20 protein-coding genes are annotated in these 22,831 nt (G+C 70.9%); 12 read left to right on the plus strand and 8 right to left on the minus strand.

Annotation, left to right across the window (positions count from 1 at the left end; genetic code table 11):
* Nucleotides 1-486: 486 nt before the first annotated feature.
* Both ACFLIM_RS32115 and ACFLIM_RS32120 read right to left on the minus strand, forming a co-directional pair.
* Nucleotides 487-1,179: a thermonuclease family protein gene (locus tag ACFLIM_RS32115; RefSeq protein ID WP_393171885.1), complete on the minus strand. Its 693-nt coding sequence runs from the start codon at nucleotides 1,177-1,179 to the stop codon at nucleotides 487-489.
* 178 nt (nucleotides 1,180-1,357) lie between these two features.
* Nucleotides 1,358-2,335 carry an aldo/keto reductase gene (locus ACFLIM_RS32120; RefSeq protein ID WP_393171887.1) on the minus strand — a complete coding sequence of 326 codons (978 nt, stop codon included), beginning with the start codon at nucleotides 2,333-2,335 and terminating at the stop codon, nucleotides 1,358-1,360.
* 140 nt (nucleotides 2,336-2,475) lie between these two features.
* On the opposite strand from ACFLIM_RS32120, the gene ACFLIM_RS32125 reads away from it, so the two are divergent.
* Both ACFLIM_RS32125 and ACFLIM_RS32130 read left to right on the plus strand, forming a co-directional pair.
* A complete protein-coding gene (locus ACFLIM_RS32125) occupies nucleotides 2,476-3,630 on the plus strand; it encodes a PASTA domain-containing protein (RefSeq protein ID WP_393171889.1) in 1,155 nt (384 codons plus the stop codon).
* Complete coding sequence (locus ACFLIM_RS32130) at nucleotides 3,627-4,226, plus strand: hypothetical protein (protein WP_393171891.1); 600 nt, start codon at nucleotides 3,627-3,629, stop codon at nucleotides 4,224-4,226. The genes ACFLIM_RS32125 and ACFLIM_RS32130 overlap by 4 nt, the downstream gene beginning before the upstream one ends.
* 86 nt (nucleotides 4,227-4,312) lie before the next feature.
* Here the strand turns inward: ACFLIM_RS32130 and ACFLIM_RS32135 are convergent, their stop codons facing one another.
* From ACFLIM_RS32135 to ACFLIM_RS32145, 3 genes are all read right to left on the minus strand, one after another.
* Nucleotides 4,313-5,614, minus strand: a complete 1,302-nt coding sequence (locus ACFLIM_RS32135; protein ID WP_393171893.1) for a vanadium-dependent haloperoxidase — start codon at nucleotides 5,612-5,614, stop codon at nucleotides 4,313-4,315.
* A gap of 82 nt (nucleotides 5,615-5,696) precedes the next feature.
* Entirely contained in the window at nucleotides 5,697-7,082 is a 1,386-nt protein-coding gene (locus tag ACFLIM_RS32140) for an aminotransferase-like domain-containing protein (protein ID WP_393171894.1), read from the minus strand.
* 97 nt (nucleotides 7,083-7,179) lie between these two features.
* On the minus strand, nucleotides 7,180-9,051 hold the full coding sequence (locus tag ACFLIM_RS32145; RefSeq protein ID WP_393171896.1) for a hypothetical protein: 1,872 nt from the start codon (nucleotides 9,049-9,051) through the stop codon (nucleotides 7,180-7,182).
* A 175-nt stretch (nucleotides 9,052-9,226) separates the two neighbouring features.
* Between ACFLIM_RS32145 and ACFLIM_RS32150 the strand changes: the two genes are divergently transcribed.
* A complete protein-coding gene (locus ACFLIM_RS32150; RefSeq protein WP_393171898.1) occupies nucleotides 9,227-9,700 on the plus strand; it encodes a GNAT family N-acetyltransferase in 474 nt (157 codons plus the stop codon).
* A 51-nt stretch (nucleotides 9,701-9,751) separates the two neighbouring features.
* Here the strand turns inward: ACFLIM_RS32150 and ACFLIM_RS32155 are convergent, their stop codons facing one another.
* A complete protein-coding gene (locus ACFLIM_RS32155; RefSeq protein WP_393171900.1) occupies nucleotides 9,752-10,048 on the minus strand; it encodes a hypothetical protein in 297 nt (98 codons plus the stop codon).
* A 203-nt stretch (nucleotides 10,049-10,251) separates the two neighbouring features.
* Here ACFLIM_RS32155 and ACFLIM_RS32160 point away from each other — a divergent pair, with 203 nt between their 5' ends.
* The 8 genes from ACFLIM_RS32160 to ACFLIM_RS32195 all read left to right on the plus strand — a co-directional run bounded on the left by ACFLIM_RS32160 (nucleotide 10,252) and on the right by ACFLIM_RS32195 (nucleotide 19,900).
* Complete coding sequence (locus ACFLIM_RS32160; RefSeq protein WP_393171902.1) at nucleotides 10,252-11,562, plus strand: MFS transporter; 1,311 nt, start codon at nucleotides 10,252-10,254, stop codon at nucleotides 11,560-11,562.
* A 1-nt stretch (nucleotide 11,563) separates the two neighbouring features.
* Nucleotides 11,564-13,588, plus strand: coding sequence for a molybdopterin oxidoreductase family protein (locus ACFLIM_RS32165; RefSeq protein WP_393171903.1), 2,025 nt, complete (start codon nucleotides 11,564-11,566; stop codon nucleotides 13,586-13,588).
* The gene (locus ACFLIM_RS32170; protein WP_393171904.1) at nucleotides 13,585-14,979 is read left to right on the plus strand and encodes an FAD-dependent oxidoreductase; all 1,395 of its coding nucleotides are present in this window, start codon (nucleotides 13,585-13,587) and stop codon (nucleotides 14,977-14,979) included. The genes ACFLIM_RS32165 and ACFLIM_RS32170 overlap by 4 nt, the downstream gene beginning before the upstream one ends.
* Entirely contained in the window at nucleotides 14,976-17,402 is a 2,427-nt protein-coding gene (nirB, locus tag ACFLIM_RS32175) for a nitrite reductase large subunit NirB (protein WP_393171905.1), read from the plus strand. The genes ACFLIM_RS32170 and nirB overlap by 4 nt, the downstream gene beginning before the upstream one ends.
* Nucleotides 17,399-17,719, plus strand: coding sequence for a nitrite reductase small subunit NirD (gene nirD / locus ACFLIM_RS32180; RefSeq protein WP_393171906.1), 321 nt, complete (start codon nucleotides 17,399-17,401; stop codon nucleotides 17,717-17,719). The genes nirB and nirD overlap by 4 nt, the downstream gene beginning before the upstream one ends.
* A gap of 375 nt (nucleotides 17,720-18,094) precedes the next feature.
* The gene (locus ACFLIM_RS32185; protein ID WP_393171908.1) at nucleotides 18,095-18,649 is read left to right on the plus strand and encodes a YybH family protein; all 555 of its coding nucleotides are present in this window, start codon (nucleotides 18,095-18,097) and stop codon (nucleotides 18,647-18,649) included.
* Nucleotides 18,650-18,810: 161 nt separating this feature from the next.
* Entirely contained in the window at nucleotides 18,811-19,455 is a 645-nt protein-coding gene (locus tag ACFLIM_RS32190; RefSeq protein ID WP_393171909.1) for a class I SAM-dependent methyltransferase, read from the plus strand.
* A gap of 40 nt (nucleotides 19,456-19,495) precedes the next feature.
* On the plus strand, nucleotides 19,496-19,900 hold the full coding sequence (locus ACFLIM_RS32195) for a hypothetical protein (protein ID WP_393171911.1): 405 nt from the start codon (nucleotides 19,496-19,498) through the stop codon (nucleotides 19,898-19,900).
* Nucleotides 19,901-19,934: 34 nt separating this feature from the next.
* On the opposite strand, the gene ACFLIM_RS32200 is transcribed toward ACFLIM_RS32195, so the two are convergent.
* On the minus strand, nucleotides 19,935-20,594 hold the full coding sequence (locus ACFLIM_RS32200) for a FadR/GntR family transcriptional regulator (RefSeq protein ID WP_393171913.1): 660 nt from the start codon (nucleotides 20,592-20,594) through the stop codon (nucleotides 19,935-19,937).
* 76 nt (nucleotides 20,595-20,670) lie between these two features.
* Complete coding sequence (locus ACFLIM_RS32205; protein WP_393171915.1) at nucleotides 20,671-20,823, minus strand: hypothetical protein; 153 nt, start codon at nucleotides 20,821-20,823, stop codon at nucleotides 20,671-20,673.
* 74 nt (nucleotides 20,824-20,897) lie between these two features.
* Here ACFLIM_RS32205 and ACFLIM_RS32210 point away from each other — a divergent pair, with 74 nt between their 5' ends.
* A complete protein-coding gene (locus ACFLIM_RS32210) occupies nucleotides 20,898-22,820 on the plus strand; it encodes a Xaa-Pro dipeptidyl-peptidase (protein WP_393171917.1) in 1,923 nt (640 codons plus the stop codon).
* The last annotated feature ends 11 nt before the right edge of the window (nucleotides 22,821-22,831 follow it).

Consider the following 22,831-nt stretch of genomic DNA (forward strand, 5'->3'; position numbering starts at 1 on the left):
CCAACTCCTGAACCTGCTGAACGTCGACCCCACCCGCCCCCGCTGGCTGACCCTATGATCCACACACCATGATCCACACGACCCGTCAGCGACAGCGTTCACCTACATGCGAAGAACCGGGCTAGCGGTCGGCCACGTCTCCCTAGGAAAGCGGGGCCGCGCGCTACGGCGGGCCGGAGCAGTCTGCCGAGTCCGGCGGCTCGCCACGCCTCGCTGGTGCCGGCCTGGGTGAGCCGGTCCCAGGTCTGGGTGGCGAGGGCGAGGACCTCCCCGCTTGCGCCGGTGAACAGTGCGGTACGGCGCAGCAGCACGTACCGTAAGATCACCCAGGTCGTCCAGGGCGGGCGGTGCATACCGTACCGGCCGAGCACGACCAGCCCGGACGGGCCGGTGGGCCGTTCTGGGATGAACCACCTGGCGGAGCTGAGCGTGGCGAGAAGTGACGTGGCCCCGCCTCTGGGAGACGGGGCCGTCGTCGTCGGGGGTCTATCGTTCGCAGACCACGCCGTCGCCGTCACGGTCCTGATACCAGTCGTACTCGGGGTCCTTGCCCTTGACGTACGGCCCGTACCCGGCGTCGTTGGCCTCTCCGCAGGTGCGGAAGCGTGGATCGGTCCCACCTGATGGCGGATTGCTCTTGGTCGGGCTGGGAGTCGGGGCGGGGGTCGGTGTGCCGCCGCCGTCGCACTTGCCGGACCAGATGCGGAGCTTGGCCGCCTTCGCCGTGGCCTGCTCCGCGCGCATGACCTTGATGTAGCGGTCGTTCGGCTTGTACAGGACGGCTTTGCCGTACCCGTACCGGACGAGGTTGCGGTTGACGTGCACACCCCTCGCCGACCATACGTAGAACAGCCAGCGCCCGTACCGATCCTTCGGGTCCTTGTCGGCGAGCAGGTAGGCGGTCTTCCCGACCGGCAGGAGCGTCTTGGTGCGTGCGGTGGCGGTCTTCCACCAGCACTTGCCGCGCTCTGGAGTGTCCACCTCCAGGAGTTGGACGCGGATCTTCGTGCCGCCGCGAATGACGTCGATCGTGTCCCCGTCCACGATCTTCACCACCTTCGCCGAGACGGCTCCCTTCGGCAGGCCGGGCGGGGCGGCGTACGCCGGCGCAGCGGTGGCGAGCGGGAGGAGCAGAGTGGCGGCAGTGATGGTCCTGGTCGTGCATGAGCGTAAGCGCATGGCGTGACTCCAGAGACGGAAGATGCGGACTGGAGAAGACGCACGAACGGCGACGGCGGTGTACTGCTGCCGCATCGAGAGAAGGTATCCGTGGCATGGGTAAGTCCGGGGTGCCGCTCCCTGTTCGAAATAGCCTGGGGATGGGCGGCGGGGGATCGGCGCCGCCCGTCACGGGGGTCTACCAGCGGTGGTGGATCTGGGGGCGGATCAGGTTGTCGTAGACGGCTTGGACGCCTGCCAGGCTTGCCTCCGGGAGCGGGGGCAGGGTGGCCGCGGTGGCGTTCGAGGTGGCCTGGGACGGGTTGCGGGCGCCCGGGATGACGACCGAGACGCCCGGTTGGTCCAGGATCCAGCGCAGGGCGAACTGGGGCATGGTCGCCCCCGCAGGGACCAGGGGAGCGAGGCGGCGGACCGCCTCCAGGCCGGTGGTGTAGTCGACGCCCGAGAAGGTCTCCCCGACGTCGAACGACTCTCCTTGCCGGTTGTAGTTCCGGTGGTCGTCGGGGGCGAACGTCGTGTGCTCGTCGTACCGGCCCGAAAGCAGGCCGCTGGCCAGCGGGACCCGGGCGATGATGCCCACCCCGGCCGCGCGGGCGGCCGGGAGCACCTGCTCCAGGGGCTTCAGCCGGAACGCGTTGAGGATGATCTGTACGCTCGCCACCCCCGGCCGGGCGATCGCCGTCAGGGCCTCTTCGCAGGTCTCCACGCTCACCCCGTACGCGGCGATCTTCTGCTCGGCCACGAGGGTGTCCAGGGCGTCGAAGACGGCGTCCGCCGAGTAGACCGGGGTGGGCGGGCAGTGCAGCTGGACCAGGTCGATGGTGTCCACGCCCAGGTTCTGGCGGGAGCGCTCGTTCCAGGCGCGGAAGTTGGACATCACATAGTTCGACGGGATCTGCTCCACCCGGCGGCCCATCTTGGTGGCCACGGTGAGCTCGGGGCGGCCCTTGGCGAAGCGGCCGACGATCTGCTCGCTGCGCCCGTCGCCGTACACGTCGGCCGTGTCGATGAACGTGACGCCCGCCTCCACGGCGGCCTCCAGCGTGGCGAACGCCTCGTCCTCGCTCACCTGGCCCCAGTCGGCGCCGAGTTGCCAGGCCCCGAGGCCGACCACGCCGACCTGGCGTCCGGTACGTCCCAACATGCGGTGTTCCATCGATGGCTCGCTTTCCTGTCCGTCACTGTCCGCCTTGTATTCCACCACGAGGGTCCGCGCTCCTCTCAGTTGAGTAGGGGGTTACTCATGCTCTGAGCAGGCAGCCCGCCTAGCGTCGGGCCTGATGGCGGGAGGTGGCGATGCGGTACGGGCGGGCGGTGAGGGCGCTGGCCGTGAGCGCGATCGTGCTGGCGGCGGCACCGGCGATGGCCGGAGCGGCGGTGTCGAGGGGCACGCCGGCGGCCTGCCCGACGCTGGCCGAGTGGCGGAGCGAGACCCATGACGGCACCCGCCCGGGGCCCGTTCCCGACGTCATGGGGATGACCAGGGACAACGCGGTCGCCGCGCTGGCGCAGGGTGGCTTCGACACGGAGGCGACGCCTTCCGACGCGGCGGGCGACTGGACGGTGAGCGACCAGACCCCGACCGGCGTGGAACTCGCGAACTGCGGCTCCACCGTGACCATCGAGCTGGCGGCGGCATCCGTGGAGGTCCCCGACGTCGTCGACGACCCGCTGGAGCAGGCGGAGCAGGAGATCCGGGACGCGGGCCTCGTCCCGTCGGTGGCCGAGGGCGCCGCCGCCGAGCCGCGCGTGGTGGCCTCCCAGGATCCCGCCGCCGCCACGCGGGTGCCGAGCGGCAGCACCGTGACGCTGCGCCTGAGCGCTCCCGACCCGGTGTCCCCGTCCCCTGAGGGCGTCGAGGTCCCCGACCTGCGGGGGCTCACCGAGAGCGCGGCGAGCAGCCGGCTCGACGGGCTGGGGCTCACGCTCGTCGTCGGCGACGGGGACTCGGGCCGGGTGAGCGGGCAGGAACCGGCCGCCGGCAGCGTCGTCGAACGCGGTAGCTCGGTCACCGTCACGCTCACCCCGGTCACGGAGCCGACCGACCCCGCCAGCCCGGAAATCACTCCGAGTGACACCACCCCGAGCGACCTCACCAGTGCGCCGGATGCCGGCATCACCCCCGTCGAGACGGGTTCGTCGAGCACGCCGCTGCCCATCTTGTTGCTGGTGGTCGCGCTCGCGGCGGCGGTAGTGCTGGTCTGGGCGTTGCGCCGCGCCCGTCGCGGGCCGCGGCCGTCCGCGCCGGTCTCCGTGGTCTGCGTCCCGTACGCGGACCTCTCCCCGCAAATAGACATCCGCGACACGCGGGGGGCAAGCCCCCCGCGTGCCCCCCAAGAGCAAGGAAGAGGCGATCCGCCGCGAGGGGGAGCGAGCTCCCCCTCGCTGAGGTTCGAATTCGTGTGTCACCACGACCAGGGCCACCAGGAGATCAGGGAGACCGTACGGTGACCGCTACCTTCACCACCCACCCGAGCACCGCCGAGCTGCTGCTCTACGCCGATCCGGGACGCGCGGCCGAGGAGCTGTCGCGGGCCGTGGACGCTCATCGGGTGCTCGACGAGATCAGGCAGCAGGTCCAGACGCCGCCCGGCGAGCTGGTGCACAAGGCCGGGGCGGCGGGCGCCGAGCTGCTGCGCGGCATCGACGTGGGGTCGGTCCTGCTGGGCGGCTGGGCGAAATATCGTAACTTGCGGGCCGCCGCCCGTAGGACCCTGGACAACCCGGGCACGGGGCAGATGGTGCCGATAGCCGAGCACGAGGTCGTCTCCCACCACAACCCCTACGTCGAGGTTCAGGTCAACGGCCAGCCGGTGGGCCGGGTGAGCTTCGGCGTGGACCTGATCCTGCACGTCACGCTGTTGCAGGCGAGCGTTCGCGACGGCCGCCTCATGCGCCTGACCGGGGGCGACTGCACGGCCGCCATCGCCTGCAAGATCCAGGGCATTGAGGTGGCCAGGAAGGACTTCGTGCTGGTCACGCTGCCGATCAACCGCGATCTCGGAGCGGGCTTCCCGCTGCTCCGAGAGGCGCGGAGCGCGAGCTGAAAACGCACCCCGCCCCCGGGTGGTGGTGGGGGCGGGGTGCGAGTCCCGGCTCACCTGGAAGGCGTTCCACCCGGTTCCATCGGGGCTCAGCGGGGGCAGGCGCCGACGTGCGTGGGGCCTGACTTCAGCAGCAGCCGGTCGGCGAGGATCTCCGCGGCGACATCCCCGCCCATCGCCAGCCCGTCGAAATTGCTGAACCCGAAGTGCAGCCCGCCGACCACACGTGAACGCCCGGCGTCGGACGCGGCCTGCGAGAAGCTCGCGAACCGCCGCCGCCACGGCTGCCCGGTGGCCGGATCGACGGGCGCGGAGTCGGTGACGAGCGTGAAGGGAATCCGGTCGGCGCAGAAGAATCCCGCCAGGACGGCCGCGCCCGCGCCGCTGAAGGAGCTGTGGCCCGAGATGTACTCGGGCGAGCTGCCGGCGCTGCCCGCCCGGGCCCGCCAGGTCTCGTCCTGCTCGGTGTACGGGTTCCCGTCCGCGTCCGCCTGCTGGATCGCCACCTGGGGACGCCAGTGACGGTAGGTGAACTTGGTCATGACCGTCGGAATCGACGTGTCCGCCAGCGCCATGCCGAGCAGGGCGAACAGCCGCGCCTTGTCCGGCAGCGGCAGCGGCCGTTCCACATTGAGCGCGATCTTGATCCACTCGCCGGGCGGCTGGTCCGTGCCGGCCAGCAGCGACCAGTACTGGAACACGGCCGACTTGTCCGCGTCCGGGATGGCGCCGTTACCGAGCAGTCTGACCTCGGCGAACGCCGCCGCATAGTCCGGGCCGGCGAGCGGCAGCGGGCCGCTCCCGACGTACGGGGCGGCCGAGGCGATCCCGAACGGGACCATGTTCCGGTACTGGGTGCCCGACCACGCCTGGCCGAACACGCCCGGCCCCGAGCCCGCCGGCTGGGTCTCCACCGGGGACGAGCCGTCGTTCTCCCTGGCCGTGAAGACGTCCCTGCCCACGGTCTCGCCCCACGCGCGGCCGGCGGTGACGCGTGGCCCGGCGCCCAGCCGGGCGAGGTTCGCCGTCAGGCGCTCCGTGAGCTGGGCCGACTGGTCCGGATAGAGGCGGGTGAGCACCGCGTGGGCCGCCGCCAGGGCGGCGGCCTGCTGGTCGCCGTGCGTGGGGGCGCCCTTCTGGTCGCGGAGCGCGAACGCCCTGGCCCGGTCCCCGCGCGCCGACGCGATGCCGTTGACGGCGTCGTACATGCCGATGTTGAGCATCGCGTACGTCCTGGCGGCGTCGGCGTCGGAGGCCCGCTTCAGCCGTACGATCTCCAGGGCCGAGTCGTTCCAGACCCGTACGGCGTCCACGTCCGGGACGGGCGGCGGCGGTCCCGCCACCAGACCCGCCTGCGGGATGAGGACGAGCAGCGCGAAGAGCTTGTTCATGAGATCCCCTGTTCCCAGAGCCGGCCCCCTATCTCATGACAAGGTGCGCCTCCGGCGCGGCTCGCGCCACTATCCCGGCGGGCTATGCGGCGGTGCGGTGCGACAGGCAGTGCTCGTCCAGCGTCCCGGTCAGGGCCCGCAGCGCCCTGCGGAGCGTGATCCCGTCCAGGTGGCCGTAACTGAGGACGACGCCGTTCTTCGGGACGCTGCGCGGGTGGTAGAAGGCGCCCAGGTCGGTCGCCAGGACTCCCCTTTCCCGCAGCCCTCTGACCACCGACTCGGCCTTGACGTGCACCGGGAGCAGCAGCGTGGCGGCCGCACCGGTGTCCGCGCCGAGCAGCCGGGTGTCCGGGAGGTACGCCCCGAGCGCCTGGCGTACGAGCGCTCGCTTGGCCTCGTACTGGGCCGAGAGCCGCTCCGCCCGTCGCGACACGCAGCCGGACGTGAGCAGGTCCGTCACCGCGAGCTGGCACGTGAACGACGGCTGCCCGTGACCCGCGGACATGCGCTCCTCGATCGCCGCGGCCAGCCGGCGCGGCACGACCGCGAACGACAGCCGCAACGCCGGCGTCAGGATGTCGCAGAACGACCCCACCATGGCCGTGGACGACGCCTCTCCCACGGCCAGGACGCTGGGACGCGGGTTGAGCGCGGGGTTGAACAGGCCGTCGAAGGCGGGTTCGAGCACCAGGCCGCCGCTCTCGCGGGCCCACGCGGCCAGGGCCTGGCGCCGCTCGGTCGGCATCCGCACGCCGAGCGGCTGGTTGCGTTCCGGCATGACCGCCACGATGTCGCCGGCGGCGGGGATCAGGTCGGGACGCGCGCCCGAGCCGTCCGCGCGTAGCGGGAGCACGGTGCCGTGCCGGCCCAGGGCGATCCTGAACTGCGGCGGCGCGGGATCCTCCAGGGCGATGACCGGGGCCGGCCCGCCCTGGGCGCGCAGGAGGAGCTCCAGCGCGTCGCCGTACCCGGCCGTGACGATCACCTCGTGGTCGTGGAGCACCAGGCCGCGGGATTCGCGCAGGTACGCGGCGATCGCCGAGCGTAACTCGGGCAGGCCGGTCGCGGGCGGCACGTCCGCGGGCGGCGCGTGGTGGCTGGCCCGCCGCCAGGCCGACCGCCACGCGGCCAGCGGGAAGCCTTGCGCGCTCGGCCGGTCCGACCGCAGGTCGATGAGCGCCTCGCCGGAGATGGACGGAGGCGCGGGCGGGCGCGGCGCCGTCTCGGGTGCCTGACCTGACACGTAGGTGCCCGAGCCGTGCCGGCCGGTGATGTACCCGTCGGCCAGCAGCGTCTCGTACGCCGCCAGCGCCACCCCGCGCGAGATCCCCAGCACCCCGGCCAAGGTGCGGGTGGACGGCATCCGGGTGCGGGCCGTGAGCTGGCCGCGCACGATGGCCCGCCGGAGCTGGACCGCGAGCTGCTCCTGCAGCGGCTGCGGCAGGTCGCGCTCGAGATGGATCGGCACGTTGAGTCTTTGCGGATTGCGCATGGAATTCTGTCCCCCAGTGAAAATGTGCTGTGCGGCCCCCTCCCCTGGGGCGTGACATTCCGTTCCAGCGCACCTATCGGGGGCGGTAGCAGCAGCGCAGCCCGGTCTGCACGGTGGCGCGCAGCTCCTCGCCGATCGCCTGGTCCACGGCCGAGATGCGGGACAACGCCCGCCTGATGGCCTTGCCGACGGCGATCCTGGCCCGTTCCTCGCTCCCCGTGAACGGCCGTGCCCGCCCGCCGATCCCCGTCGCCGCGGTCAGCTCGGCCACCAGCCACTCCCGTTCCAGCCGCATCGCCGCGGCCCGCTCCAGGTCGTTCATCGACTCCAGCTCGTCGATCTCGGCCTGCAACTCCGCCAGCCGCAGCCGGTAGGTGTCCCTGGCCAGGTCGTCCAGCACCGGCTGCGCCGCCGTCACGCCCTCGCCCTCGCCCGTCCACGTCTCAGCCGCCAGGTCGGCGGCCAGGATCTCCCGCCCGGGATTGGCGATCAGCATGGCCAGGTGCCCCATGCCCACGCTGTGGTCGACCAGCACCAGCCGTCCGCCCAGCTCGACCTGCCAGTGCCGCCCGTGCCTGCGGAAACGGCAGGCGCCGTGCGCCTTGGCGGCCCGCCCGACCACCACGGGCAACACCATGCCCAGCTCCCTCGCCTCCTGCGCGGCGGCCGCCTGCTCCCTGCGCGCCGCCTTGTCCTGCGGCCCGTCACGCAGCGCCAGCGCCTGCCCGAGCCGGCACCGGGACAACGCGGCCGCCGGCCAGTGCCCCAGAGCCAGATTCCCGTGTACGGCCGCGCGCAGGTGTTCGACGGCCAGGTCCAGGTCGCCGGTGGTGAGCGCGGCCATGCCCAGCGAGTGCTGCACCGAGCCGAAGCAGACCGCGCCGAGACTGGCGATCACCGGCAGCCCCGCGAACGGGCTCAGCAACGCGTACGCCCGCGCCGCCGTGTCCGCGTCCTGCAGCAGGTGGGCCGTCTCCACCACGCAGTACATCGACGCCAGCCACGTGCTCGACCTGGGCAGGTCCGCCAGGTCCTGGCCGCGTAACCGCGCGAGGTAACCGGCCGCCGCCCGCCGTTCGCCCGCGGTGGCCGCGACCAACGCCAGGCCCGCCAGGTGGGAGTTGTCGATCGCGCTCAGCGTGGGCGAGCTGACCAGGTCCGACAGGGCGGGCAGCAGCTCGGCGGCGCGGCCCTGGTACCAGCGGATGGCGCCGAGCTGGCCGCCGTACCAGCCGGTCGCGTCCATGTCGCCGGCCGCGACGCCGCGTTCGAAGCACTCGCCGGCCAGCTTCTCCGCCTCGTCGAAGCGGCCCGCGCGGATGGTCAGCATGACCTCCATGGCGTTGACCACGTACTCGGCCGCGAGGTAGGCGTACTCGTCCAGCAGGTGGCGCAGCTCCTCCAGGCAGCGCTCCGCGTGCGGGTCGGCGGCCAGGTAGAGGTCGACCGTGCGCCACAACAGCCCCATCACCAGGTCGCCCCGCCGGGCCGTGACGGCCGCCTGGCCGATCAGCTCCCTGGCCAGCTCCAGCCTGATCGTCGCGTGCTCGGGGCCCAGCAGGCAGTGGTGCGCCAGACTCAGCGCCTCCGCCACCGCCATCGGATCGCCCGAGCCCCTGGCCTGCGCCAGCAGCCGCAGGGTCGCCGCATGCGCGCCCGCGCGGTAGTCCTCCTCGCCCCGCATCCGCAGCCGCAGCCGCAGCGCCAGCGGCGAGGCGGGGTCGATCAGCGACAACGCGTGCCGCTGGCGGGCCCGCACCATCTCCGACTCCGCGCTCGTGCGGTGCTCGTGCACCCACACGCCGCCCAGCCCCAGCGCGGCCTGCGCGAGCGACGGCGGGTCGCCGCACAACTCCGCCTGCCGGTAGGCCGTGTCGAACCAGCGCCGCGCGGTCTGCAGGTCGCCGTTCACGAACAGCGCCCGCTTGCCCAGCACGAGGCTCACTTTGAGATCAGGACATGGAGGTAAGAGCACCCCCAGCTCTTGCACAACACTCACGGTTTCCGCTCCCCTGCCGGTCATCTCTGGATGAGCGTTCCCACGGTCCCCCGAATACCGTTCTAGGAGTAGGACGTTTTGCATACTCGGTCCGGTTCATCGGCTGGCTACCCTGTGTGTCATGATTCGTCCCGCCACGCCCGCCGACGTGCCCGCGATCGTCGGCATGATCCGCGAGCTCGCCGCGTACGAGAAGGCCGCGCACGAGGTGCGCGTGACCGAGGAGCAGCTGCGCGCGGCGCTCTTCGGCGAGCACCCCGCCGCCTTCGTCCACCTCGCCGAGCACGACCGCGAGGCGGTCGGCTTCACGTTGTGGTTCCTGACCTTCTCCACCTGGCGCGGCGTGCCCGGCATCTACATGGAGGACCTCTACGTACGCCCGGAGCACCGCGGCGGCGGGCACGGCCTGGCGCTGATGGGGGAGCTGGCCGGAATCTGCGCCGAACGCGGATACCAGCGCCTCGAATGGGCGGTGCTCGACTGGAACGAGCCCAGCATCGGCTTCTATGACAAGCTCGGCGCGGTACGCCAGGACGAGTGGCTGAAGTACCGGCTGACCGACGAGCCGCTCCAGCGCCTGGCCGGCCGGGACTGAAGCAGAGCCACGCGGGTCACGCACAGTGACGTGACCCGCGTGACGTGCGCGTTAAACGCCGGCGCGCGCTCCGGCCCGCGCGCGTTGTTCGCGATCGAGCATCCCCATCTCCGGCTCTTCGAGCTCGCGGTGGGTCTCCTCCATGCGCAGAGCCACCCCCAGCGTGAAGAACGTCGGCGCCCACTGGCCGATGAAGATCCCCCAGTGGTCGGCCCTTTCGATGGCCGATCGTTTGCCGGTTCTGTTTCTCGACATCATCCAGGTCGCGCAGGACAGACACAGCGACGCCATCCCCGCGGCGTACATGTGGCTCGAGCGCATGCCCATCTCGTGCAGCTTTTTGATCATGATTCCCCCCTTACTGTGAGTGCTGGTACCCGCCGGGATGTCGGATAACCGATCATTTCCGGCATGTTTCCGCCGTGACGCATGTGCGTGGCTTGTTACCGCGGTGAATCACACGTAACGAACGCACAGCCACGGACGGTCAAAGTGCGTAACGCGCGATTCCTACCTTGGAGGTCCCCGGACGCCGAGCGTAGGAGAGGCCGATGGCCCGCTGGATCGCCGATTGGCACCCCGATGACCCAGCCTTCTGGGAGAGTTCAGGCAAACACGTCGCACGGCGCAACCTGATCTTCTCGATCGTGGCCGAGCACCTCGGCTTCACCGTGTGGACCTTGTGGAGCATCGTGGCCACCAAGATGGGGGCCTACGAGTTCACCACCGACCAGCTGTTCTGGCTGGTCGCGCTGCCGAACCTGATCGGGTCGGTGCTGCGGGTCCCCTACACGTTCGGCCCCGCCAGGTTCGGCGGGCGCAACTTCACCGTCGTCAGCGCCCTGCTGCTGCTCATCCCGGCCGTGCTGCTCGGCGTGGCGGTGCGCGACCCGGGCACGCCGTACTGGTTGTTCCTGGTGATCGCGGCCCTGGCCGGGGTCGGCGGCGGGAACTTCGCCTCCAGCATGGCCAACATCACCTACTTCTACCCCCGCAACAAGCAGGGGATCGCGCTGGGGCTGAACGCCGCGGGCGGCAACGTCGGCGTCTCCTCCGTGCAGCTCGTCATGCCGCTGGTGATCGGCTCGCTCGGGCTGGCCGCGGCCGGGTGGTTCTGGATCCCGTTCATCGTCGTGGCCGGCGCCTGCGCCTGGTTCTTCATGGACAACCTGACCAGCGCCAAGGCCGACGCGCGCGAGCAGCTCACGGTGGCGGGCAAGGCGCAGACCTGGATCATGTCGTTCCTGTACATCGGCACGTTCGGCTCGTTCATCGGCTACTCGACGGCCTTCCCGCTGCTGAGCAAGAGCCTGTTCCCCGAGGCGCCGTTCGCGGCGGTGGCCTTCGCAGGGCCGCTGGTCGGGTCGCTGATCAGGCCGGTGGGCGGCTGGCTGGCCGACAGGCTCGGCGGCGCCCCCGTCACGCTGTGGAACTTCGCCGCGATGGGCGGCGGCGTGCTGCTGGTCTGGACGGCCAGCACCTCGGGCAACTTCTGGCTGTTCTTCCTGGCCTTCCAGCTGCTGTTCCTGACCTCCGGCATCGGGAACGGCTCCACGTACCGGATGATCCCGGCCATCTTCCAGGCCAAGGCCGTGGCCGAGCGCGGCGAGGGCGAGGAGGCCCTGCTGTACGGCAAGCGCCAGGCGTCGGCCGCCATCGGGATCATCTCGGCGGTCGGGGCGCTCGGCGGGTTCCTCATCAACCGGGCGTTCGGCATGTCGTTCGCCGCGGCCGGCACCCCGGCGCCCGCGTTCCTCGCCTTCGCGCTGTTCTACCTGGCCTGTCTGGCGCTGACGTGGTGGTGCTACACCCGCAAGGTCGGCGTGTCGGTCGTCTCGAGCCTCGCCTATGCCCGGGTCTGAGGTGACCAAGACGCACTGCCCGTACTGCGCGCTGCAGTGCGGCATGGAGATCGGTCCTGAGCTGGCCATCAGCCCCAGGAGCGACGTCCCCGCCAACGCCCTGCCACCAGCCGGGGGCGCGCTGTGCCAGAAGGGCTGGACGGCCGGTGAGCTGCTCACGAACGGCGAGCGACTGACCGCCCCGCTCCTCCACGGCGAGCCCGTGACGTGGGAGGTCGCGCTCGACTACGTGGCCTACCGGCTGTCCGCGATCCGCGCCGAGCACGGCCCGGACGCCGTGGCGGTGTTCGGCGGGGGCGGGCTGACGAACGAGAAGGCGTACCAGCTCGGCAAGTTCGCCAGGGTCGCGCTCGGCACCAGCCAGATCGACTACAACGGCCGCTTCTGCATGTCGTCGGCCGCCGCCGCCTCGATCAGGGCGTTCGGCATGGACCGCGGGATGCCGTTCCCGATCACCGACCTGGACGACGCCGACGTGGTGCTCCTGGCCGGCGCGAACGTGGCCGAGACCATGCCGCCGTTCGTGCGCCACCTGACCGGCCCTCGCATGATCGTCATCGACCCGCGGCGCACCCAGACGGCCAGGCTGGCCTGGCTGCACCTGCAGCCGACTCCCGGGACGGACCTGGCGCTGGCCCTGGGGCTGCTGCACCTGGCCATCGCGGAAGAGCTGGTGGACGAGTCCTACGTGGCCGCCAGGACCACCGGGTTCGACGACGTACGCACGTCGCTGGCGTCCTGGTGGCCCGAGCGGGTCGAGCGGATCACCGGGGTGCCCGTCTACCGGATGCGGCAGGCGGTCAGGGCGCTGGCCGCGGCCGGGAACGCGTACATCCTGACCGGGCGCGGCGCCGAGCAGCACGCCAAGGGGACCGACACCGTCACCGCGTTCATCAACTTGGCGCTGGCGCTCGGCCTGCCCGGCAGGCACGGCTCGGGGTACGGGTGCGTGACCGGGCAGGGCAACGGGCAGGGCGGCAGGGAGCACGGGCAGAAGGCGGACCAGCTCCCCGGGTACCGCAAGATCGACGACCCGGCCGCCAGGGAGCACATGGCGGGTGTGTGGGGGATCCAGGCCGCGGACATTCCGGGCCCTGGGCGGTCGGCGTACGAGTTGCTCGACGCCCTCGGCACCCCGGACGGGCCGCGGGCGTTGTTGCTGTTCGGCTCCAACCCGGTCGTCTCGGCGCCCGCGTCCGAGCACGTCGCCGACCGCATCGGCGCCCTCGACCTGCTCGTGACCTGCGACTTCGTGATGTCGGAGACCGCCGCGCTGGCCGACGTGGTGTTCCCGGTGACGCAGTGGGCCGAGGAGAGCGGCACCATGACCAACCTCGAGGGCCGCGTCCTGCTCCGCCGCCAGGCCGTCGCGCCCCCCGAGGGCGTCAGGAGCGACCTGGACGTCATCGCGGGCCTGGCGGAACGGCTCGGCCACCGCTTCCCCACCGAACCCGCCGAGGTGTTCGACGAGCTGCGCCGCGCCAGCGCGGGCGGCCTGGCCGACTACTCCGGCATCACCTATGAGCGCATCGTCGCCGAGACCGGCGTGTTCTGGCCCTGCCCCGCGCCCGGCCACCCCGGCACACCCCGCCCGTTCCTCGACTCGTTCGCCACCCCGGACGGGCGTGCCAGGTTCGTGCCCGTCCAGCACCGGCCTCCGGCCGAGGAGCCCGATGCGGACTACCCCGTCTACCTCAGCACCGGCCGGGTGCTCGCCCACTACCAGAGCGGCGCCCAGACCCGCAGGATCGCCCCGCTCGTCCAGGCCGCCCCGGAACCGTTCGTGGAGCTGCATCCGGACCTCGCCGAGCAGCTCGACATCGCCGCCGGAGACATGGTCCGGGTCAGCAGCAGGCGCGGCGAGAGCAAGGCCGTCGCCAGGATCAGCGACGCCATCAGGCGCGACACCGTATTCATGCCCTTCCACTGGGAGGGCGCCAACCGGCTCACCAACCCGGCGCTCGACCCTCTGTCGAGGATGCCGGAGTTCAAGGTCTGCGCCGTCAGGGTGGAGAGGGACTCATGAGGCTCGTCGTCGTGGGCAACGGGATGGCCGGGTCGCGGCTGGTCAGCGAGGTACGCGCCCGGGACCCGCAGATGAAGATCACCGTTTTCGGCGCGGAGACGTGCCAGCCGTACAACCGGGTGCTGCTGTCCAACGTGCTGGCCGGCAGCTCACGCCCTGAGCAGGTGCGGCTGCTCGACCACTCCTGGTACGCCGCGCACCGTGTCGAGGCCGCCTTCGGCAGCCCGGTCGCCCACATCGACAGGGAGACCAGGGCCGTGGTCACCCAGGACGGGCGGCGCGAGCCGTACGACCTGCTGGTCCTGGCCACCGGCAGCGACGCCATTGTGCCGCCGATCCCCGGCGTGGAGCGGGCCATCCCGTTCCGCACGCTCGACGACTGCGAGCGCATCATGGAGTCCGCCGAGCGGGCCCGCAGGGCCGTGGTCGTCGGCGGCGGGCTGCTCGGCATCGAGGCCGCCCGCGGGCTGGCCGGGCGCGGCCTGCCCGTGACCCTGCTGCACCTGGCAGGGCACCTGATGGAACGCCAGCTCGACGTCGAGGCGGGCGAGGTGCTCGGCGAGACGCTGACCGGGCTCGGCGTCGAGATCCGCACCGGCGTCAGCGCCGACTCCATACAGGAGAACGGCGTCCGGCTGGCCGGCGGCGAGCTGGTCGAGGCCGACCTCGTCGTGCTCGCCTGCGGCGTCCGGCCCGTCACCGGGCTGGCCGCCGAGGCCGGTCTGGAGGTGCGGCGCGGCGTCGTCGTGGACGACGAACTGCGCACCGACGACCCGTCGATCTTCGCCATCGGCGAGTGCGCCGAACACGACGGCACCGTGTACGGCCTGGTCGCCCCCGCCTGGGAGCAGGCCGCCGTGGCCGCGGACGTCATCACCGGTGGCAAGGCCCTCTACCGCGGCTCCAGGCTCGTCACCAGGCTCAAGGCCAGGAGCGTCGAGCTGGCCGCGATGGGCGAGACCCAGCTCACCGAGGAGCACGCCGAGGTGGTGCGCTTCAGCCACCGGGCTCGCGGCACCTACCGCAAGCTCGTCATCCGCGACGGCCGGCTGGTCGGCGCGATCCTGCTGGGCGAGAGCGACGCCGTCGGCACGCTCACCCAGCTCTTCGACCGTGGCGGGCCGGTGCCGGGGGACCGGGCGGGGCTGCTGTTCCCCGGGCTGTCGTCGGCGCCCGTGGCCGACAGCCCGGTGCTCATGCCCGACGCGGCCAAGGTCTGCCAGTGCAACAACGTGACCAAGGGCCAGATCAGGGCCTGCTGGGAGGCCGGGGCGCGGGACGTGACCGGGGTGGCCGCCGCGACCAGGGCCACGACCGGATGTGGTACCTGCCGCGACGCCGTGGAGGGCATCGTCGGCTGGCTGTGCGAGCAGGAAGGGATTTCGGTATGAGGAAGCTTGTCGTCGTCGGGTACGGACCGACGGCTCACCGGCTCGTCGAAACCCTTGTGGACAAGGGCTTCGACGGGCAGGTCACAGTGATCGGGGAGGAACCCCGCCCGGCCTACGACCGGGTGGCGCTGACCTCCTACCTGTCGGGCACCAGCGCGGAGGACCTCACCTTCCCGGTGCCCTCAGGGGTCGTGACCAGGCTGAACAGCCGGGTCACCGGGATCGACAGGGCTTCTAAGCAGGTGGTCACCGCCGATGGGGACGTCGAGCCGTACGACGTGCTCGTGCTGGCCACCGGGTCGTCGCCGTTCGTGCCGCCGGTGCCCGGGGCAGAGCACGCCTTCGTCTACCGCACCATCGACGACCTGGACACGATCAGGGTCGCGGCCAAGGACGCCGTCGAAGGGGTCGTGATCGGCGGTGGGCTGCTCGGGCTGGAGGCCGCCGACGCGTTGCGGGCGCTCGGGCTGAAGACGCACATCGTCGAGATGAGCCCCTGGCTGATGCCACGGCAGGTGGACGAGGGCGGCGGCGCGCTGCTGAAGTCCCACATCGAGGGGCTCGGGCTGAGCGTGCACGCGGGGGCGGGCGTTCAGGAGATCGAGCATGCCGACGGCCAGGTCACCGGGCTGCGCAAGCCGGACGGGACGCTGCTGGACGCGCAGGTCGTGGTGTTCTCGGCGGGCATCAGGCCGCGGGACGAGCTGGCCAGGTCGTCCGGGCTGGAGGTGGGCGAGCGGGGCGGCATCGTGGTGGACTCCTCGATGCTCACCTCGGACTCCGCCATCTACGCCGTCGGCGAGTGCGCGCTGGTCGGGGGCATGATCTACGGGCTGGTCGGGCCGTGCAACACGATGGCCGAGGTGGCGGCGGACCGGATCACGGGCGGGTCCTCGACCTTCGAGGGCGCCGACATGTCGACCAAGCTGAAGCTGCTCGGGGTCGAGGTGGCGCAGTTCGGGGCGAGGTCCGGGGCACTCGACGTGACCTACATGGACCCGGTGGGCGGCGTCTACAAGAAGTTGTTCATCAGCGACGACGCGCGGACGCTGCTTGGCGGGATCTGCGTGGGCGACGCCTCGCCGTACACGTCGTTGCGGCCCTTCGTCGGCAAGGAGCTGCCCGCCTCGCCGTCCGACCTGCTGTTCAGCGGGGCGGGGGCGGCGCTCGACCTGCCCGACGACGCGCAGGTGTGCTCGTGCAACAACGTGTGCGCGGGCGAGATCCGTACGGCCATCGCCGACAAGGGCGTCACCGACGTCCCCGGGATCAAGGGGTGCACCCGGGCCGGTACGACCTGCGGCAGCTGCGTGCCGATGCTCAAGCAGCTGCTGGAGAAGTCGGGCGTCGAGGTCAGCAAGGCGCTGTGCGAGCACTTCACGTACTCGCGGGCCGAGCTGTTCGACATCGTCCGGGTACGCCAGATCGCCACGTTCTCCCAGCTCATCGCCGAGCACGGGCAGGGCAGGGGCTGCGACATCTGCAAGCCGGCCGTGGCCTCGATCCTGGCCTCGCTGCACAACGGGCACGTGCTCGAAGGCGAGCGGGCCGCGCTGCAGGACACCAACGACCACTTCCTGGCCAACATGCAGAAGAACGGCACCTACTCGGTCGTCCCGCGCATCCCGGGCGGCGAGATCACGCCGGACAAGCTGATCGTGATCGGCGAGGTGGCCCGCGACTTCGGCCTCTACACGAAGATCACCGGCGGGCAGCGCATCGACCTGTTCGGGGCCCGGGTCGAACAGCTCCCGGAGATCTGGCGGCGGCTGGTGGACGCCGGGTTCGAGTCGGGGCACGCGTACGGCAAGGCGCTGCGTACCGTCAAGTCCTGCGTCGGCTCGACCTGGTGCCGCTACGGCGTGCAGGACTCGGTCGGGATGGCCATCGCCCTGGAGCTGCGCTACCGCGGCCTGCGCTCGCCGCACAAGCTCAAGTCCGCCGTCTCCGGCTGCGCCCGCGAGTGCGCGGAGGCCCGGTCGAAGGACTTCGGGATCATTGCCACCGAACAGGGCTGGAACCTGTACGTCGGCGGCAACGGCGGCTTCAAGCCCCGCCACGCCGACCTGCTGGCCACGGACCTGAGCACGGACGAGCTGTTCAGGACCATCGACAGGTTCCTGATGTTCTACATCCGCACAGCGGACCGGCTGCAGCGCACCGCCGCCTGGATCGAGTCGCTGGACGGCGGGCTCGACTATCTCCGTGAGGTGATCATGAACGACTCGCTCGGCATCTGCGCCGACCTGGACACGCAGATGGAGCAGCACATCACCACGTACGCCGACGAATGGCAGGCCACGCTGGACGACCCCGAAAAGCTGAGCAGGTTCGTCAGCTTCGTGAACGCGCCCGGCGTGCCCGACCCGTCGATCGTCTTCGGCAGCGAGCGCGGCCAGATCAAGCCGGTGATGGCCCGATGAGCTGGACGCCGATCTGCGACTACGAGGCCATCCTGCCGGAACGCGGCGTCTGCGCGCTCGTCGACGGGGTGCAGGTGGCGGTCTTCCGCACCTACGACGGCTCGGTGCACGCGCTGGGCAACCGGGATCCGTTCAGCGGGGCGTACGTGCTCTCGCGCGGCATCGTCGGCACCAGGAAGGGCGAGCCGACCGTGGCCTCGCCGCTGCACAAGCAGGTGTTCTCGCTGGTGTCCGGGGTGTGCCTGGACGAGGACGCGGTGTCGGTGCCCGTCTATCCGGTGCGGGTGGCGGGTGGGTGCGTGGAGGTCAGCGTCTAGTTCTGGTGCTCTCGCGTATCGGCTGCGCCGCGGGGCGGTCGGCGGCTATGCTCTGGCCTCTGGCGGCGGGTAGACGTGCGGGCTCCGGTGCGCCACTGGTAGCACACAACGCCGTCCGGACTCGACGCTGTCGCAGCGTTCGGCGTCCTCGCGCTGAGGCAGGGACTCGGTATTCGGCTGTGTTCGCGGCACTGGACGGACGCTATCTCCGGCGCCTCGCGCGCTGGTCTCGGGTCGGCAACGATCGAAGCTCTGAACGGTCTCTCCAAATCCGGTGAACCGTTACTGTGAGTAATACCTGGACGAGGTAAAGGCGTCGTGCGGAGTGCCTAAACCGCGCATTCGATCATCACTGGGGCGGGCATCAAAGCGGCCATGAGCAAGATTTCTCAGCGCAGGGCACTCCTGCTGGCCGCGATCATCCCCGTCGTCCTAGTCGCGGGCTGCTCCGCGGGGAGCGACACGCAAGCGATGAAGGGGGCGGCGAGCCCGGCGACGCCCACGGACACGGGCTCCATGGAGCCCGAGGAGACCGACACGGGCGAATCTCCGTCGGGCACCGCGTCGCCGATGGAGACCGGCGTGGGCGGGGCGCGCGGGGTCGTCCAGGGCTACTTCACCGCGCTCAAGTCGGGGAACGTGGACCAGGTCGCCAACTCCTTCTCCGACAGCGCGGTGGTCGAGCTGGCCGGGAAGGCCACGGCGAAGGGCACCCAGGCGATCCGCACCCTGTACCAGGGCCAGCTCCAGGGGAACCAGCAGGCGCAGGCCACGCACACCATCGAGGACGCGCGGATGCTGGGGGAGGAGGACGCCGTCGTCCGCGCGACGAGCAAGCAGGGGAACGACAACTACCGCGAGCTGTTCGTGCTGATGCAGGACGGCGGCGAGTGGAAGATCTCGGAGCTCATGAGCAACAAGGCTTCCTGAGATCTTCCTGACCCGGGTTTCGGCTGCGATGAGTGCGCAGCACATGGCGCACCGCGTGGCCGAGGCCGTGGTCAAGGAGGCGGCTGACGCCATCGCCCGGCTCTTGAGGTCGTAGGGAGGTTGTGCCGCCGTACCTCGTTGCCGGGATCTAGCCTGGAGACATGCAGGACCTTTCGCAGTTCCAGCATCCGCGCTTCGCGCGGATGTACGAGCGGCTGAGTGTGGAGTCCGAGCGGTGGGGGACGGCCGAGCACCGGCGGCGGTTGCTGGCGGGGCTGGCCGGGCGGGTGGTGGAGATCGGCGCCGGGAACGGGATGAACTTCGCGCACTACCCTCCCGAGGTGCGCGAGGTCGTCGCCGTCGAGCCGGAGGACCGGCTGCGGGCGCTGGCGGAGCGGGCCGCGGGTGGGGTGACGGTGCCCGTACGGGTGGTGGCCGGGCACGCCGGGGCCTTGCCCGTCGAGGACGGCGGGTTCGATGCCGCGGTGGTGTCGTTGGTGCTCTGTTCGGTGCCGGACCAGCGGGCGGCTCTGGCCGAGGTACGGCGGGTGGTCAGGGCCGGTGGGGAACTGCGGTTCTACGAGCACGTGCGGTCGGGGAGCCGGGTGGTGGGGCTGCTGCAGGATCTCGTGACGCCGTTGTGGTCGCTGGTGGCCGGCGGGTGCCGGCCCAACCGGGACACCGAGCGGGTCATCAGGGAGAGCGGGCTGGTGATCGAGGAGTGTGAACGCTTCCCGTTCAAACCCGTTCCGTCGACACCGTCAATGGCCCACATTTTGGGACGCGCTCGAAACCCCGCCGCGTAACTGCACGCTCACCGTCCCACGCGCTCTCAAGGTGAATCCGGTGTCACCGGACATGGTCGCGGGCTCCCTGGCGGGTGGCCAGGACTATTGGGGCGCCGTCCGCCCACCCGGTTTCCCACCGGGCAAAGCCGTGCCCTCGGCCTCGCCGCAGAGTGAGACGGCACAAGGTCAGGAGTCCGGGACCGAGTCTGACACCGGGGCTGGGACGCAAGCCGGGGCCGGGAACTTGGTGCGGGGTGCCGGGCAGGATTCTGGTGGCCTTCCGGCGTACACGCTGCTGATCGCCGCCGCCGGTGGCGCGCTGCTCGCGGCGGCGGCCCTGCGCTGGTCCGCCCTGCTGGGGCTGATGAGCTCGCGTGGCCTGGTACGCCTGCCGCGTCGGAGGAAGGACGAGCCGGATCCGCCGGTGGACGAGTCGGCGGACACAATCGTCATTTCCGGGTAGTGCACTCGGGGGCCAAGGCCGCCGCCCTGAGCCGTCACAGTTGGCGGGTCTGCTGGTCCAGGATGGCGACGGAGACCGCGACCGCCCTGGCCGCGTCGCCGTCCTCGATCGCGCGCAGCAGGTCGTCGTGCGAGCTGTCCGGATGCAGCGCCGCCTGCTCCTGGTCCCTGACGCTGTCGCGCAACGCGTCGCTCATGCTGCGGTAGAGGTCGCCGAGCAGCGGGTTGTGCGCCGAGTCCGCCACCAGCAGGTGAAAGTCGACATCCGCGTCCGCGAACCCGTCGAGGTCGCCCGCCCGCCCGGCCGCGTCCCTGCGGGCCAGGGTCACCCGCATCGCGGCCAGGTCCTCCTCGGTGCGCCTGCCCGCCGCCAGCCTGGCGGCCACCAGATCGAGCCCGCGGCGTACGTCGATGATGTCCATGGCCGCCGCCGTGTCGAGCCGGCGGCGCAGGGCGACCCTGGACTCGTCGGTGGCGGTCACGTACGTGCCGTCGCCCTGCCGGGTGTGCAGCAGCCCGGCGTGGGCCAGGACGCGTACCGCCTCGCGTACGGACAGCCTGCTCATGCCCAGGCTCTGCGCCAGCTGGCTCTCGGACGGGATCTTCGTGCCGACCGGCCACACCCCGTTGGCGATCTCCCGGCGGAGCTCGGCGATGGCGGCGTCCACGAGCGAGGTCCGAGCGACGTTTCGCATGTGCCCTCTTCTCATCGGCTGGTGGACATCCACCCTAGACGCTGCCGGGCGCTGGAACGTGATCTCCGGCAGGCGGTCAAGCCAGTTCGGCGGCCACCCACGCGCCGCCCAGCGACTCGGCCTTCTCCGGCGAGTGCGCGCCGTCCGCCGCCGGCGCCACGGCCGCGCGCAGTGCGTCGCCGATCGCGCCGCCGAGGAGGCAGCCCCTGACTCGGTCGTGAACATGCATGCCTCGGATCTTGCCAGCTTGCGGACGGTCTGAGAGATTTCCCCTTATTCCGACAAATGTCACGGAGGTCACGCGTGTCACAATTACGCCCGACCCTCATCGCGATCGCCCTCACCCTGGCGATCGCGACTCCGGCCCAGGCCACGGCCGGACCCACCATCAAGATCGAGAACGATCGTACGCAGCCGGTCTTCTCCTACGCGGACGCCATCCGCGAGCACGTGTACGTCGAGTCGACCGTCGACAGCGACCTGGACGGCAAGCTCGACAAGGTACGCGTGGACATCATCAGGCCCAAGGAGTCCGGCCCGGGGCTCAAGGTGCCGGTGATCATCGATGAGAGCCCGTACTACGACAACTCGGGCCGCGGCAACGAGTCAGAGCGCAAAATTTACGACGCAGCCGGAAATGTCACGAAATTTCCGCTTTTCTATGACAACTACTTCGTCCCCCGCGGCTACGCCGTCCTCAACGTCGACATGCTGGGCACCACCAGGTCAGAAGGTTGCCCGGACATCGGCGGCAAGGCCGACGTGCTGGGCGGCAAGGCGGTCATCGACTGGCTGAACGGCCGGGCCAAGGCGGTCAAGGACGACGGCACCCCGGCGGTGGCCGACTGGACCACCGGCAAGTCCGCCATGATCGGCAAGTCGTACGACGGCACCCTGGCCAACGCCGTGGCCGCCACCGGTGTGGAGGGCCTGAAGACGATCGTGCCGATCTCGGCGATCAGCTCCTGGTACAAGTACCAGCGCTCGAACGGCGTGATCTACAACTACGACTACGCCTCCTGGCTGGCCAACTACGTGGACACCGATCCCGAGCCCAAGTGCCAGCAGGTCCGCGACAAGATGGACGCCGAGGACGGCGACGACACCGGCAGCTTCAACCCGTTCTGGGCCGAACGCGACTACATCGCCGGCCTGCTCGGTGACGTCTCCAAGGTCAAGGCCAGCGTCTTCGTCGTGCACACCGTCAACGACCTCAACGTCAAGCCGGACAACTTCTCCACCTGGTGGAAGGCCCTGGCCGACCGGAACGTGCCGCGCAAGATCTGGGTCGGCCAGACCCAGCACGTGGACCCGTTCGACTTCCAGGGCCGCAGGGACCTGTGGGTGGACACCCTGCACCGCTGGTTCGACTACTGGCTGCTCGGCGTACGCAACGGGATCACCCACGAGCCCCGCGCGGACGTCGAGGTCGGCCCGGCGCAGTGGGCCACCCAGCGCGACTGGCCGGCGCCGTTCGCGCTCAAGGCGTCGCTGCGCCCCGCGGCAGACGGCTCGCTCGGGCTCAAGCCCGCGAAGAAGAACAGCACCGCCTCCTTCACCGACCTGCGCATGAGCGAGAACGACATGACGGCCGACATCGGCACGGCCAATCCGGGCCGGGTGGCGTTCACCACGGGCGAGCTCCCGCTCGACCTGCGCCTGTCCGGCACGCCCACCGCCGACCTGCGGGTCAAGCTGGACAAACCCACCTCCAACCTGACGGCCCTGCTCGTCGACTTCGGCGAGGCGACCCGCGTCGACTGGCGGCGCGGCCAGGGCATCACCACCCTCACCGAGGAGGACTGCCACGGAGAGAGCACCACGGCCGACGACGCCTGCTACAAGAAGGTCGTCACGAACGTGGCCACCCGCCCGCTCGAGATCGTCGCCCGCGGCTGGATCGACGTGCAGAACCGCGACTCGCTCAGCCAGGCCAAGCCGCTGCCGGTCGGCACGTACGGCACGGTCAAGTGGCTGACGTTGCCGCAGGACTACACGTTCAGAAAGGGCCACCGGATCGGCCTCGTGGTGGCGGGCACCGACTCCACCTACAGCGAGGAGTCCGGCACCGGCGCGAACGTGACCATCGACCTGGTCAAGTCCAGCGTCACCGTACCGTTCGTGCTCGGGACGCCGCTGGCCGACGTACCGAAGGACACGGCCAGGTTCCGCGGACCTGAGCGGCTCGACCTGCCCGAGCCCGAGCCGGAGTTCCAGTTCTTCTAGCAGCGAAAGGG

The organism is Nonomuraea marmarensis (assembly GCF_043197025.1).
GTDB lineage: Bacteria > Actinomycetota > Actinomycetes > Streptosporangiales > Streptosporangiaceae > Nonomuraea > Nonomuraea marmarensis.